Origin of the sequence: Catellatospora sp. TT07R-123 (assembly GCF_018327705.1) — a bacterium.
Lineage (GTDB): Bacteria > Actinomycetota > Actinomycetes > Mycobacteriales > Micromonosporaceae > Catellatospora.
Map to the genome: position 1 here is coordinate 1,506,527 of NZ_BNEM01000001.1, position 13,315 is coordinate 1,519,841.

Genomic DNA, 13,315 nt, shown 5'->3' on the forward strand with positions numbered 1-13,315 from the left:
CCGTGGGCGGGGCAACCATCGGCGCCGGGCCGCCCGGCGCCTCCGACCGGCTGCTGCGGCGCCTGGAGTGGCAGGTGCTGCGCCGCCTCGACGGGCGGGTGCAGGGCGCCCACCGCACCCTGTGGCGCGGCGTCGGCATCGACGTCGCCGACCTGCGCGAATACACCCCGGAAGACGACGTACGGCACATCGACTGGAACGTCACCGCGCGGCTGGACGAGCCGTACGTGCGCCGCTACACCGAGGACCGGGACCTCACCGCGTGGCTGGTGCTGGACCGGTCGGCGTCGATGCGCGTCGGCGCCGCCGAGCACGGCAAGGACACCGTGCTGCGGGACCTGGCGGTCTGCCTGGCGCGGCTGTTCACCGGGCAGGGCAACCCGGTCGGGGCGGTGCTGTTCGACAACGCCTCCCAGCGGATCATCCCGCCGCGCACGGGCCGTACTCAGGCGCTGCGGCTGGCTCACGAGATCGGCCGCGCCGCGCCGCCGCCCGGCGCCACCACCGACCTGGCCGCGATGCTGCGCCTGGCCGCCACCACCGCCCGGCGCCGCAGCCTGGTGCTGGTGCTGTCGGACTTCATCGGCGACCCGGGCTGGGAGCGGGCCCTGGCGATGCTGGCGCACCGGCACGAGGTCGTCGCGGTGCGCATCGTCGACCCGGCCGAGCTGGAACTGCCCGACCTCGGGCTGGTGCTGGTCGAGGACGCCGAGACCGGCGAGCAGCTGATGCTGGACACCGGCGACCCGCTGCTGCGGCAGCGCTTCGCCGAGCAGGCCCAGGCCCGCGAGTCCGGTCTGGACGCGGCGCTGCGGCGCGGCACGGCCGCCGCCCACCGGGTCACCACCGACGAGGACCTGGTCACAGCCTTGATCGACATGGTATGGCGAACGAAGCGCAGGCGCCGATGACCATCATGTACCCGCTGCTGGCCGTAGCCGCCGCGCTGCTCACCGCGGCAGCCATGGTCGCCTACGTCCACGTCCAGCGCCGCCGCGCCGCCGCCCGCCGCACCGGCGGCTACGGCCTGGCCGCCCCCGGCCGCCGCGCGGGGCTGCGCCGCCACCTGCCGTACGCCCTGTTCCTGGCCGCGCTGCCGCTGCTGCTGACCGCGCTGGCCCGGCCCAGCGCCGAGCTGCCGATCCCGCACCTGTCCAGCACGGTCGTGCTCGTCCTCGACGTGTCCAACAGCATGGCCGCCACCGACGTCACCCCGTCGCGGCTGGCCGCCGCCCAGGCTGCCGCCACCGACTTCGTGCAGGCCCAGCCCGACACCGTCGACGTCGGCGTGGTCATCTTCGGCCAGGGCGGCCTCATCACGCTGCCGCCCAGCGACCGCCACGACGCCGCCGTGTACGCCATCTCCCGGCTCACCACCAGCGGCGGCACCTCGCTGACCCAGGCGATCCTGACCGCGCTCGGCGCGATCGTCGGCCGCCCGGTGGCGCTGCCGCCGCCCGACACGGCCGCACCCGACCTCGGCTACTGGGGCTCGGCCACGATCGTGCTGTTCTCCGACGGCCAGGACACCCCCGGGCCCGGCACCGACGTCGCGTCCGCCGCGCAGCTGGCCGCCGATGCCGGGGTGCACATCGAGACGGTCGGCATCGGCACCGCCGAGGGCACCACCATCGAGGTCGACGGCTACCAGGTCGCCACCGCCCTGGACGAGCAGACCCTGGCGGGCGTCGCCGCGATCACCGGCGGCTCGTACCACCCGGCCGCCGACGCGCAGGCGCTGCACGACCTGTCCGACGCGATCGACCTGCGCGTGTCCACCCATCCCGAACAGGTGGAACTCACCGCCCTGCTCGCCGGGGCGGCGCTGCTGCTGCTCCTGGCCGGGGCACTGCTGATGATCCGCTGGCACGGAAGGATCGTCTGATGGCCCTCACCTGGCCCTGGGCCCTGGCCGCGCTGCTGGCCGTGCCGCTGCTGCTGCTCGCCCGGTGGCTGCTGCGGCGACGGCGCAAGAAGCTGGCCGTACGCGTGTCCAGCCTCGCCCTCATCCGCGCGGCCGTGCCCGGCCCGTCGGCGTGGCGGCGCCGCATCCCGGTGCTGCTGTTCCTGACGGCGCTGGCCGCCCTCGGCGTCGGCGTGGCCCGCCCGCACGCCTCGATGCTGGTGCCGACCAGTTCCACGTCGATCGTGCTGGCCATCGACGTGTCGCAGTCGATGTGCTCCACCGACGTGCCGCCCAACCGGATCACCGCGGCCCGCGCGGCCGCCCGCGAGTTCGTCCTCGCCCAGGACGACGGCACCCGGATCGGGCTGGTCGCCTTCTCCGGCATCTCCGGCCTGCTGGTCGAGCCGACCGCCGACAAGCAGGTGCTGCTCGACGCGATCGACAGCCTGCGCACCTCGCGCGGCACCGCCATCGGGCAGGCGATCCTGACCTCCATCGACGCCATCGCCGAGATCAATCCCGAGGTGCTGCCCACCGGGGTGGACCTGCCCGACCCCGGTGACGTCGCCGGACAGTACGCCCCGGACACCATCGTGGTGCTCACCGACGGCGCCAACACCCAGGGCGTCACCCCGCAGACCGCCGCCGAGCAGGCCAAGGCCCGGCGGCTGCGGATCTACACCATCGGCTTCGGCACCACCGACCCGGCGCCGATCGTGTGCAGCGTCGACCAGATCGACCAGGGCACCATCATCCGGCCGCCGGACGGGCGGTTCGGGGGTGGCGGCGGGCGGCGGGCCCAGCTCATCGACGAGGAGACGCTGACGGCCGTCGCCGACGCCACCGGCGGCGAGTACTACCGGGCCGAGGACGCCGAGCAGCTCGGCAAGGTGCTCGGGGATCTGCCGGACACGATCATCACCCAGCGCCGCGACGTCGAGCTGACCGTGTGGTTCGTGCTGTTCGGCGCGCTGCTGGCCTTCGCCGCCGTCGGCCTGTCCCTACGCTGGAACCGGACCTGAGGCACGAGGCAGGCTGCTGACCACGCGGATGACAGCAGGGTGTCCGGAACCACGATGAAGGGAAGCCACCCGCCGCGAACACCGCAGCAGGCGGGTGGCACCTTCGGCCGGTTCAGCTCCGGGCTGCCTCATGAAGTGCGAGCAACATCCGGTCGTACGAGTCGGCGATCGGTCGGACGCCACCGATGGGGAAGCCCACCGCGAGCGGTCGGCGCAGTCGACCAATCGGTCTAGGCGGACTCAGCATCTCCAATACGCGAGTAGAGCAGCGAGTCTCGCCAGGTGCCATTCGTGAAGACATGGTCTCGCATGCGGCCCTCGTACTCGAAGCCCAAGCGATCTAACAATGCCTGTGACGCGACGTTGGCAGGCCCGCATGCCGCCTGGATTCTGTGCAAGCCGAGTGCGCCGAAGCCGAACTTGAGCATCAGCTGAGCGGCCTCTGCGGTGTAGCCCTGACGCCAGCGATCCTTCCGAATCGCATAGCCCAGCTCCCCGCTGCGGTGGCCACCGATCCCGATGCGGATGAAGCCGATCAGTTCGTCGGTCTGCCTGTCCGCGATGGCGAGGTAGTAGTCCGGTCGTGGATCGGTCTTTGCGCGTGCGATGTCGGCGGTAAGGCGTTCGGCCTGCTGTTCGCGGGTGCGGGTGTCGAAGCTGAGCGCAACGGTCACATCCGGATCACCGACGACGGCCATGGAGGCATCGAGGTCGCGTTCCTTGAACTCACGCAGGCCGATCCGCTCGCCCTGAATCAGGACTGGGTACACAGGCTGACTCTATCCAGTCGCCGGTCAGACGATCAGCGCAGCCGCAGGGCGCTAGCCACGCGGGCAAGCGCAGTTCGTGCCTCGGACACCACCCGCCTGCGTGACGCAGCGAGCGGGTGGCTCCTCGGCCGGGTCAGCTCCGCGCCGCCTCCTGAAGGGCAAGCAACATCCCGTCGTATGTCGGCGAGTCGGCGAACGGGCGGACGCCACCGAGGCGCTGCCATCCCCACGACAGATACGCGGTCTTGGCAGGCGTGTTGTCTGGGTCGACCAGGAGCGTGGCGCGCGCCTCTGTGCGGTCGCGCAGGAAGGCGTCGTGAAGCAGGCGGGCGTAGCCGCGTCGCCGGAACGGCTCCCTGACCATGATTTCGCAGATGGCGACGGTGCGTGTGCCGTCCTCGGTCACCAGCTCGGGGTCGACGTCGTCCTGTAACCCGCTCCACCAGCCGGAACCAGACGGGAGCCGGAAGCCGAGGGCGTAGCCCACCAGCTCGTCGTCGAGGTGGCCCATGACGAGGCTGAACCCGGCGCGTGAGGCGTACGCGTTCAGCCGCTCCTGGTAGCGGGGCAGGGAGTAGAAGGGGTCGGTGGCGACCTCATGGACGTAGACCTCGGCGAAGGTGGCGAGGACGGCGTCCATGTTTGCGGCGAGACCGGCGGCATCGTGGGTGGTGATGCGCAGGTCCGGGTACTGGCTCAAAGCCTTGCTCCTTGTGGTGGCTAAACCAGGGCCTTGTACCTGGTGAGGAATCGTTCGACGGCCGGCATGTCGTGGTAGGCCGCCATCCGCTGTGCGACCGTGCCCAGTTCGGCGCCCAGACGCCAGCTCGTCACATTGCTGGAGACGTCATCGAGCGCGGAGTCCGCAGCTGACACCGCTTCCTCCACGTTCTCGGCATCCAGATTCGCTCGTGCCAGACGCACCTTGTAGGTCGCCCGGTTGCGCGCGAACCCGTCAGGGTGGGCTTCGATGGCCTGGTGCAGCAGCCGAATGGCCCGCTCGGTCTCACCCAGCTCCATCGCACAGGTTCCTTCGACGCCGTCCAGCTCATGCCAGGTGACGAAGGCCCGCCACTCGGCCACGGGCTGATCCACGTCCCGGTTGAGGTGCCTTCGCGCGCTGGTCATGGCTTTCTCGAAGGCAGATTTGTCGGCAGTGAGCGCGGATGACATCGCCACGCGCAGCAGCGGAAGAACCGGCAATCTGGCGTGCTCGCCCGTTGGTGCGGCGGCGCGCCCTGCGGCGTCGGCCCACCGTCGAGCCTGCTTCGGGCTCCCAAGGTAGTTGGACAGGTACGCGAGGTTGGCCAGTGCGTGCGTCTCCGCTTCCGCGTCATCCGCCTGCTGAGCAAGCCCCAGCGCCTCGTTGAAGCTGTTTCGCGACACGTCGTGCTGACCGGAATCGAAGGAGAGCCACCCGGCACACATCTGGACGCGGCTGGTAACCCTGAGCAGGGCCGCCTCCACCTCATCGGTGAAGATGCCGTTGTCCAGCCACCAGTAGGCCTCGCGGGCGTAGCCGACGGCCGCCTGCCACAGGCCCTCGCCGCCGAACTGATAGTCCATCGCGATGAGCCGATCGATGTGGCGCTGGATCTGAGTGACGTCGGCGAGGCCCAGGCGGTGGCCGGCCTCCGCTCGTCCCGGCAGCAGTCCGCCGAGGATAAGGCCGGTGGTTCCGGCCATCAAAGTGCGACGCCTCATGGCATCCGACGTTACCTCTGCCATCCGCCGTCGCGCGTCCTCAGCTTGCCACGCCAACATCAACTCGCCGCCCGCCCTGAGCGCCACGTCGAGCGCCTGGGCAACACTCTGCGAGACGGTCGCATTGTGGTTGCTGATCTTGCTGATGAAACCCGGGTCCACCTTTGCCGCGGCGCCGAGGCTCCGCACAGATAGGCCGGACGCCGCCCGCATGCGGGCCAAAACCTGGCCGAAGGTCTCGTCCAAGGCCCTCGCTCCCCTCGATCTCGCGCGTTGCCTGGCCTCCGCAGCCACAGGCAACGCCTACCTGGCCTGTCACGGAACGCGGACGCTGGTTTCAGGCGCGGGGCGGGGGAGCCGTCCAAGACCTTCCGCCTCGTAGCCACTAACGACCGTACGCGGACACTGGGGAGGGATCAACGATGCTCACTGGCGCGGTTGAGCTGGAACCGGCCATCGATTCGGCCGTCGCGGTGATGGCGGCTCACGTTGACTTCGAGGGGATCTGCTGCGGCTGCTTCTTCGCACCCGAAGGCACCCTCAGCGTCACCACGTGGTGGCCGTGCACCGTCTACCTCTGGGCTGAACGTGTCATCGAGGCCACCGGATGACCGGCGACAGGCCGTCCTGGGCCGATATTCCGACCGAGGAATACACACTCCCCCAGCGCATCCGCGACGACCAGGCCCAGGCGTACGTCACGCCAGCCGAAGTACCTGCCTGGCTGTTGCAGCCGACCGGTGGCTACCGCGAGGTGATCGCGCGAATCCGGGAGAACCATCCTCCGCAATGACCACCCGCGTAATCGGAAGGCCCCTGACGTGAAGCGCCGGGGCCTTCCTCAGCGGCGTGCGTGGGCGCGGCTGCCCGATCTTCGTGCCCTGGCCTGTCCCGTACAGTCTCGACGTCTGTTTCACGGGGAGGACAACCATGGCGCGTCGCCGCCTAGCAACGATCACGTTCGCCACCATGCTGCTGGCCGCGGGCTGTACGCCCGCCCTGCCGCCCAGCCTCGACGGCGACCTGGGCAACAACTGGGCCGCGGTCGCGGCGCCCGAGCCGTACCAGCCGAAGGTCGGCACCTGCCTGCACGTCTCCGGCGATTACACCGCCGCCGCCAAGAACCGGCTCGACGACACGGTGGTCGCCTGCACCGAGCGGCACGAGGTCCAGATCGCCGGAGTCGGCGACCTCGGGCCCGACGGCGCGACCGACGCCGCGGAGACCAAGGCCTACCGCGACTGCGATGCGATGGCCACAGGCTTTCTCCATGAGGACTGGCGCAATGGCCGGTTGGAGATCCGGGTCGTGCACGGCCTGACCGCCCGCGACGGCGACGGTTCCCGCTGGTGGGAGTGCGTCCTGCTGGCGCAGGACGAGTTCTACATCGCGACCACGTCGACCGAGGACATGTCGGGAGGCATCCCCAGGTCGCTGCGGCGCGGCTGCCAGACGACCAAGCAGACGGGCGACCAGATCTTCGGTGTGGTCGCGGTCGACTGCGCCAAACCCCACAACGCCGAGTACGCCGGGGCGATGGTGTTCCCGGCCGGCACCCAGTTTCCGTCGAACGACCGCACCTGGAACGTCATCCACGAAGGCTGCCGCGCGGTGGTCGCCAAGTTCGTCGGGGTGTCGCAGAACCAGGTGCGGAACCTCTACAGCTCGCCGATGCGCGACAAGAAGGCCTGGCCGGAGCTTCGCGACGTGCGCTGCTACGTCTACGTGTACCCGAAGACCATGACGAAGTCGGCCAAGGGCACCCACGGCAAGGGCGTGCCCTGGTAGCAGGTCACCGAGCCGGAGCGCTACGGGGCCAGGACGTGGACAGGTCCGTGTCGGGCTGGCACCGCACGGCGTGGATCGTGAGGATGTGGGCATGAGTTCAACGCAGGCCGGGTTCGGCCCCGATTCCTCTCCGGATCACCGCTACCTGCTCGACAACGCCCGGGTGCAGGCGGGCGAGCGGTTCACCTGGCTGGCCGAGCTGTTCGACGGTGTCACGCGCGGGCACGTCGACCGGCTCGGCGTGACGGCAGGCTCGCGCTGCTGGGAGGTCGGCGCCGGTGGCCCCAGCGTTCCCACGGCGCTCGCCGGGGCGGTGGGACCGACCGGCTATGTGCTGGCCACGGACATCAATCCGTCCTGGCTGGACCCGCACGGCGGCTACGAGGTGCTCCGGCACGACGTCGTGGCGGACCCGCCGCCGCAGCCGGGCACGTTCGACCTGGTGCACGCCCGGCTCGTGCTCGTTCACCTGCCCGACCGTGCCAGGGCGCTGGCGACGATGGTGGCGGCGCTGCGGCCCGGCGGCTGGCTGCTGATCGAGGACGCCGACACCGAGTTGCAGCCGCTGGCCTGCCTCGACGAGGTCGGCCCGGCGCAGCAGCGCGCCAACCGGATGCGGCGCGCCGTCCGCGAGTTGATGACCCGCCGCGGCGCCGACCTGCGCTTCGGCCGTACGCTGCCCCGGGTGTTGCGGGCGGCGGGCCTGGTCGACGTCGCGGCAGCCGGCTGCTTCCCGTTCGGCGGGGTGGCCTGCGACCGGCTGGAGGCGGCGACGGTGCGCATGGTCCGCGCCGAGTTGCTCGCCGCAGGGCTGGCCGACGACGCCGAGATCGACGCGCACCTGGCCGCCGTCGACGCGGGCGAACTCGACCTCACCCTCGCACCGCTGATCTCGGCGTGGGGACGCCGTCCGGGCTGACCAGCCGGTCTGAGGTTGCGCTGGCCCCCGGGTCCGCGGGCTCGAATTTCTGCGGTATCGGGTAACCGCCACGGGTTGATGACAGCGCGGTCCCGCCCGGCTACGTTCTGCGGATGCGCTGGCGGCGAATAGGCGATGTCATCGTGGTGTCGTGGCTGCTGGTGGCCGCATTGTTCCTCGCCGCGAACTGGCCGGACGACGGCGGCCACTGGCAGCGGCTCGACGCCTTCGGCATCGTGCTGATCGTCGCGTACGTCGCGCCGCTGTACGTGCGCGCCTCCGCCCCGGTCGCCGCGCTGGCGACCAGCCTCGCCGCCTCCACCGTCTACCTGGCCATCGGCTACTACCACTCCGTCGTCACGTTCACGCTGGCCCTGGCCGTGTTCACCGTCGCCGAGCTGCGCCCGCGCCGCCTGTCCGTGCCGGGAGCGCTGCTGGCCATGGCGCTGCTCGTCTACGCGCAGCATCTGGTCGCGAATGAGAAACGGCTGGTCGGTGCCCTGGTCGCGGTGTTCATGGTGCTGGTGGGGTGGGTGTTCGGCGACAACGCCAACCGGCTGTCCGAACGTAGTCGCCAGCTCGCCGACCTGACCGCCCGGCTGCGGCGCGAGCAGCAGGAGCGGGCGCACCAGGCGGTGTCGCACGAGCAGGGGCGCATCGCCCGCGAGCTGCACGACGTCGTCGCCCACCACATGTCGGTGATCTCGGTGCAGGCCGGGCTCGGCCGGTATGTCCTGGAGACCGACCCGGGCACCGCCCGCCGGTCGCTGGAGGTCATCGCGGAGACGGCGCACGAGGCGCTGAGCGAGATGCGCCGGATGCTGGCCGTGCTGCGGGTGTCCACGCAGGACACCCCGTTCGACGCCGCGCCGGGCCTGGACCGGCTGCCGCAGATGCTGGAACGGGTGCGCGCGGCGGGCGCGGCGGTGGAGCTGGTCGTCGAGGGCGAGCAGCTGCCGCTGCCGCCGGGCCTGGGCCTGTGCGTGTACCGGGTGATCCAGGAGTCGCTGACCAACGTGCTCAAGCACGCCGACCCGCCGGAGGCGACGGTGACCGTACGGTGGGCGCCGTCGCGGCTGACGGTGCTGGTCGCCGACGACGGGCGGCGGCCGCCTGCGCCGTCCGAACCGGATACGGTTCAGCACGGCCTGATCGGTATGCGCGAGCGGGCCCGGATCTACGGCGGCACGCTGTCGGCCGGTCCGCGCCCCGAGGGGGGTTTCCTGGTGTCGCTTTCTCTGCCGTTGCGGGAGCGTGATGATGATTGACGTGCTGGTCGTCGACGACCAGGTGCTGATCCGGGCAGGCCTGGTCGCCATGATCAAGGCGACGCCGGGGCTGTCTGCCGTCGGCGAGGCCGCCAGCGGCGAGGAGGCCGTGGCCCTGGCCGCGAGCCTGCGGCCCGACGTGATCCTGATGGACATCCGCATGCCGGGTATGAGCGGCATAGCCGCGACCGAGCAGATCCTGGGCGACGCCGAGGGCGAGCCGCCGAAGGTGCTCATCCTGACCACCTTCGACCTCGACGAGTACGTGTACGCCGCGCTGCGTGCCGGGGCCAGCGGGTTCCTGCTCAAGGACACCAGTCCGGAGCGGCTGTTCGCGGCGATCACGGCGATCGCGGGCGGAGACATGCTGTTCACCCCTTCGGTGGTGCGGCGGCTGATCGAGGCGCACGTCGTCTCGTCGGCGGCGGGCACGGTCGCGCCGGATCTGGCCGTGCTCACCAGCCGGGAGCTGGACGTGCTGCGGCTGGTGGCGCGCGGGCTGTCCAACGCCGAGATCGCGGGCGAGCTGTTCCTCAGCGAGGCCACGGTCAAGACGCACCTGAACCGGCTCATGTCGAAGCTGTCGCTGTCCAGCCGCGCGCAGGCGGTGGTGGTGGCGTACGAGACGGGCCTGGTGACGCCAGGTGGCCCCCGGTCGTGACCCGTCGCCTACCGCGCTGGTTGTAGTCCGCCTACCGCGCTGGTTGTAGGCGGACACCCTTCCTGAGAACAATGCGCGGACGGTTGCGGCCTGACAGGATGGAGCCCTGCCGTCACCAGTGGTGGCGGCGATCGGGGGCGTGCGGGCACCCGGTCAGCCCGAACCGCAGCCCCGCTGCGGGCGGCGGCACGGACCGACCGGTGCCCGCACGAACACCCATCAGCTCGCCCTCGCCGCCGCGCAGCAGCAGTCCGTCGGTCATCGGCAGTCCCTTCCTCGTCATACGGGCCGCAGGACGCTTTGTCGCGGCCCGCGCCGCCGCCCGGTCGCGGCGCGGGCCGATAGGACGCGGGCCGGGGTGGACAGCCGACGGCCACCCAGACCCGCCGTCCACGGCCGGCGATCCAGAGCCTCCGGCGGCGGACGGCGGGCTGCCCCATGGGTACGGCCGACGTACGCGACCACCCCGGACGGCGCGGCGAGCGGTGCCGCTCCGGACTGCGCGGGAGCATGCGCGGACCAACCCGCGCACGCCCCCGCTTTCCCCTCGTCCAGCCCACCCTAGAACCGCCCCGGCGCAGCTCACATCTACCGGCGGATTGACCCCCACCTACACCCCAGGTTGCATCCGTCCCCAATGGATGGAGGTGGCTGAAGTTTCGGGGAAACTGCACGAATTCGGGGCAAGATTCCAGCACTTTCCCCGAAACTGCACCTCACCGCCCAGGCGGCGGACGGGTCAGGGCTCGGGGTCGGTGAGGATGCGGCGGAGCAGGGACTTCAGGGTGGCGCGCTCGGCGGAGTCGAGGCCGGTCAGGATCTCCTCGGCGGCCACCTGGGCCACCGCGATGCCGTCGGCCAGCACCTGGCGCCCGGCCGGGGTCAGCTCGACGGCGTACGCGCGGCGGTCGCCCTCGGCGGGGCGGCGGCGGGCGTAGCCGAGGCGCTCCAGCTCGTCGACGATGCGCACCATGGCCGACTTGTCGCTGCCCAGCTCGTCGATGAGGCGGCGCTGGCTGATCGGCCCGAGCCGGTCGACGGTGAGCAGCACGCCGAAGTGCGGCGGCTCGACGCCCAGCGGCTGGAGCGCCTGCCCGAACACGCGCGAGGCCCGCCGATGCGCCCGGCGCAGCAGCATCCCGACGATGTAGTCGGCGGGATCCCCGATGGGCGTGGTCACGGAGGCCTACTATAGTCGGCGCCGAACAGTTTCAAACGAGATTATCTCTTAAGGGATTAACCCTTAGGGGAGCCGCTCCCTCACCCCTCAGGAGCCCTAAGTGCCCCCGCGCTGGCCCGTGTGGCCGTACCGGCTGCTCATCTCCCTCACCGCCGTCCTGCTGCTGCTCCAGGCGGTGCTGGCCGGGCAGTTCCTGTCCGGCATCTACGCCTCCCTGGCCGCCCATGCCGCCAACGCCACGTTCGCCGGGTTCGCGTTGCTCGCCGCCGCGTTCGCCGCGATCCTGCTGCGCTGGCCCGGCCGCGGCCCGTGGTGGCCGATGCTCGCGACGGCCGGCCTGTTCCTGCTCACCGGACTCCAGATCGGCATGGGGTACGCCCGCCTGCTCGCGGTGCACATCCCGCTCGGCGTGTCGGTGATCCTGCTCGCGGCCTTCCTGACCGTCTGGAGCTGGCGCTACCGGCCCGCCCGCGCGGCGGCACCGGGGGCACCCGTCCGGCAGGAAGCGCAGGTCGCGGCATGAGCGGGCACACCCGGCGCCGGGTGCTGGGCGCCGTCGGCGTGACCGGCGCGGCCGCCGCGATCGGGGTGCCGTGGCTGGCCGGGATGAGCGGGGCCAGCTCCACCGGCGTGCAGCTGCGCAGCGAGGCGGCGCTGCCCGAGCCGTACACGATGGCTCTGCCGCGACCCGCGCAGCTCGCGCCGACCCGCAGCGACGCCACCACCGACTACTACGAGATCACCCAGCGCGCCGCGAAGGTGCGCATCCTGCCCGGCCTCGACACCACCGTCTGGGGCTACCAGGGCACCTTCCCCGGGCCCACGATCCGGTCGCGGCGCGGCCGCACCACCGTGGTGCGCCACCGCAACGAGCTGCCCGTGCCCACAGTCGTGCACCTGCACGGCGGCCGCACCCCGGCCCAGCACGACGGGTACCCGATCGACCTGGTCATGCCCGCGGACGGCAGCCTGCCGCACCCGCACGGCGACCACGCCGGCGACATCCGCCACGGCGAACGCGACTACATCTATCCGATGGACCAGCGGGCCGCGACGCTGTGGTACCACGACCACCGGATGGACTTCACCGGCCCGGCGGTCTGGCGCGGCCTGGCCGGGTTCCACCTGCACACCGACGACGAGGAGCAGGCCCTGCCGCTGCCCACCGGCGACCGGGACCTGCCGCTGCTGCTGGCCGACCGGGCCTTCGCCGCCGACGGCTCGTTCGCCTACCCGAGCCTCGATCCGACCCTGCTGGCCGAGCCCGGCGTCAGCGGCGACCACGTCGCCGGGGTGCTCGGGGACGTGATCCTGGTCAACGGGGCGCCCTGGCCGCAGGCCGAGGTGCCCGGGGCGCGCCACCGGCTGCGGCTGCTCAACGGCGCCAACGCGCGCCGGTTCCGGCTCGCCCTGCACCCGGCGCCGCCCGGCGGCGACGCCTTCGTGCAGATCGGCACCGATCAGGGCCTGCTGGCCGAACCCGTGGCCCACGACGCGATCGAGCTGGCGCCGGGGCAGCGCTTCGACGTCGTCGTCGACTTCGCCCGGTATCCGGCCGGGACCCTGGTCGAGCTCGTCAACGAGTTCGGCGGCGGCCGCACCGGGCAGGTCATGCGGTTCCGGGTCGGCGCGCGGGCCGAGGACCCGAGCTCGGTCCCGGCGACGCTGAGCCAGATCACGCCGCTGCGCGCCGCCGACGCGGTGGTCACCCGGACCATGCGGTTCGGGGCGGGCAACGTCGAGAACAGCGTCGGCCACCACGTCGCGGGCTGGAAGATCAACGGGCTGGGGTTCAGCCCCGGCGCCGTCCACGCGGCGCCGAAGCTGGGCACCGTCGAGGTGTGGCAGCTGGTCTCCGACCTGCACCACCCGGTGCACCTGCACCTGGCCCCGTTCCAGGTGCTGCGCCGGGGCGGCGGCGGGCCGGGGCCATACGACCTGGGCTGGAAGGACACCGTCGACCTGCGCCCGGCGGAGCTGGTCGAGATCGCGGCCCGCTTCGACGGCTACCCCGGCCGGTACGTCTTCCACTGCCACAACCTCGAACACGAGGACATGGCCATGATGGGCAACATGGTCGTCTCCTGACCGGGACCG

The 13,315-nt window shown here is 71.6% G+C and carries 16 protein-coding genes; 11 read left to right on the forward strand and 5 right to left on the reverse strand.

Annotated elements, in window-relative coordinates; genetic code table 11:
• Positions 1–2 precede the first annotated feature (2 nt).
• Genes Cs7R123_RS06290 through Cs7R123_RS06300 form a run of 3 tightly spaced genes read left to right on the forward strand, consistent with a single transcriptional unit; the run spans position 3 to position 2,928 of the window.
• Positions 3–911 (forward strand): DUF58 domain-containing protein, encoded by a 909-nt coding sequence (locus Cs7R123_RS06290; protein ID WP_244871644.1) that lies wholly within the window; start codon positions 3–5, stop codon positions 909–911.
• Positions 884–1,885: a VWA domain-containing protein gene (locus Cs7R123_RS06295; protein WP_244871645.1), complete on the forward strand. Its 1,002-nt coding sequence runs from the start codon at positions 884–886 to the stop codon at positions 1,883–1,885. Before Cs7R123_RS06290 ends, Cs7R123_RS06295 begins: the two co-directional genes overlap by 28 nt.
• The gene (locus tag Cs7R123_RS06300; RefSeq protein ID WP_212824165.1) at positions 1,885–2,928 is read left to right on the forward strand and encodes a VWA domain-containing protein; all 1,044 of its coding nucleotides are present in this window, start codon (positions 1,885–1,887) and stop codon (positions 2,926–2,928) included. The genes Cs7R123_RS06295 and Cs7R123_RS06300 overlap by 1 nt, the downstream gene beginning before the upstream one ends.
• Positions 2,929–3,158: 230 nt before the next feature.
• Here Cs7R123_RS06300 and Cs7R123_RS06305 read toward each other — a convergent pair whose 3' ends face one another.
• The 3 genes from Cs7R123_RS06305 to Cs7R123_RS06315 all read right to left on the reverse strand — a co-directional run bounded on the left by Cs7R123_RS06305 (position 3,159) and on the right by Cs7R123_RS06315 (position 5,648).
• A complete protein-coding gene (locus Cs7R123_RS06305; RefSeq protein ID WP_212824167.1) occupies positions 3,159–3,698 on the reverse strand; it encodes a GNAT family N-acetyltransferase in 540 nt (179 codons plus the stop codon).
• Between the two features lie 133 nt (positions 3,699–3,831).
• The gene (locus Cs7R123_RS06310; RefSeq protein ID WP_244871646.1) at positions 3,832–4,398 is read right to left on the reverse strand and encodes a GNAT family N-acetyltransferase; all 567 of its coding nucleotides are present in this window, start codon (positions 4,396–4,398) and stop codon (positions 3,832–3,834) included.
• Positions 4,399–4,418: 20 nt separating this feature from the next.
• Positions 4,419–5,648, reverse strand: a complete 1,230-nt coding sequence (locus Cs7R123_RS06315; protein ID WP_212824169.1) for a helix-turn-helix domain-containing protein — start codon at positions 5,646–5,648, stop codon at positions 4,419–4,421.
• A gap of 176 nt (positions 5,649–5,824) precedes the next feature.
• On the opposite strand from Cs7R123_RS06315, the gene Cs7R123_RS06320 reads away from it, so the two are divergent.
• The 6 genes from Cs7R123_RS06320 to Cs7R123_RS06345 all read left to right on the forward strand — a co-directional run bounded on the left by Cs7R123_RS06320 (position 5,825) and on the right by Cs7R123_RS06345 (position 10,038).
• Positions 5,825–6,013 (forward strand): hypothetical protein, encoded by a 189-nt coding sequence (locus Cs7R123_RS06320; RefSeq protein ID WP_212824171.1) that lies wholly within the window; start codon positions 5,825–5,827, stop codon positions 6,011–6,013.
• Entirely contained in the window at positions 6,010–6,195 is a 186-nt protein-coding gene (locus tag Cs7R123_RS06325) for a hypothetical protein (protein ID WP_212824173.1), read from the forward strand. Before Cs7R123_RS06320 ends, Cs7R123_RS06325 begins: the two co-directional genes overlap by 4 nt.
• A gap of 137 nt (positions 6,196–6,332) precedes the next feature.
• On the forward strand, positions 6,333–7,190 hold the full coding sequence (locus Cs7R123_RS06330) for a septum formation family protein (protein WP_212824176.1): 858 nt from the start codon (positions 6,333–6,335) through the stop codon (positions 7,188–7,190).
• A gap of 91 nt (positions 7,191–7,281) precedes the next feature.
• Positions 7,282–8,109: a methyltransferase domain-containing protein gene (locus tag Cs7R123_RS06335; RefSeq protein WP_244871647.1), complete on the forward strand. Its 828-nt coding sequence runs from the start codon at positions 7,282–7,284 to the stop codon at positions 8,107–8,109.
• Positions 8,110–8,222: 113 nt separating this feature from the next.
• The gene (locus Cs7R123_RS06340; protein WP_212824178.1) at positions 8,223–9,377 is read left to right on the forward strand and encodes a sensor histidine kinase; all 1,155 of its coding nucleotides are present in this window, start codon (positions 8,223–8,225) and stop codon (positions 9,375–9,377) included.
• Positions 9,370–10,038, forward strand: coding sequence for a response regulator transcription factor (locus tag Cs7R123_RS06345; RefSeq protein WP_308442873.1), 669 nt, complete (start codon positions 9,370–9,372; stop codon positions 10,036–10,038). Before Cs7R123_RS06340 ends, Cs7R123_RS06345 begins: the two co-directional genes overlap by 8 nt.
• A 112-nt stretch (positions 10,039–10,150) precedes the next feature.
• Here the strand turns inward: Cs7R123_RS06345 and Cs7R123_RS06350 are convergent, their stop codons facing one another.
• Both Cs7R123_RS06350 and Cs7R123_RS06355 read right to left on the reverse strand, forming a co-directional pair.
• Positions 10,151–10,300 (reverse strand): hypothetical protein, encoded by a 150-nt coding sequence (locus Cs7R123_RS06350; protein WP_212824182.1) that lies wholly within the window; start codon positions 10,298–10,300, stop codon positions 10,151–10,153.
• Between the two features lie 477 nt (positions 10,301–10,777).
• On the reverse strand, positions 10,778–11,218 hold the full coding sequence (locus tag Cs7R123_RS06355) for a MarR family winged helix-turn-helix transcriptional regulator (protein ID WP_212824184.1): 441 nt from the start codon (positions 11,216–11,218) through the stop codon (positions 10,778–10,780).
• 100 nt (positions 11,219–11,318) lie between these two features.
• Here Cs7R123_RS06355 and Cs7R123_RS06360 point away from each other — a divergent pair, with 100 nt between their 5' ends.
• On the forward strand, positions 11,319–11,741 hold the full coding sequence (locus Cs7R123_RS06360) for a hypothetical protein (protein ID WP_212824186.1): 423 nt from the start codon (positions 11,319–11,321) through the stop codon (positions 11,739–11,741).
• The gene (locus Cs7R123_RS06365; RefSeq protein ID WP_212824188.1) at positions 11,738–13,306 is read left to right on the forward strand and encodes a multicopper oxidase family protein; all 1,569 of its coding nucleotides are present in this window, start codon (positions 11,738–11,740) and stop codon (positions 13,304–13,306) included. The genes Cs7R123_RS06360 and Cs7R123_RS06365 overlap by 4 nt, the downstream gene beginning before the upstream one ends.
• The last annotated feature ends 9 nt before the right edge of the window (positions 13,307–13,315 follow it).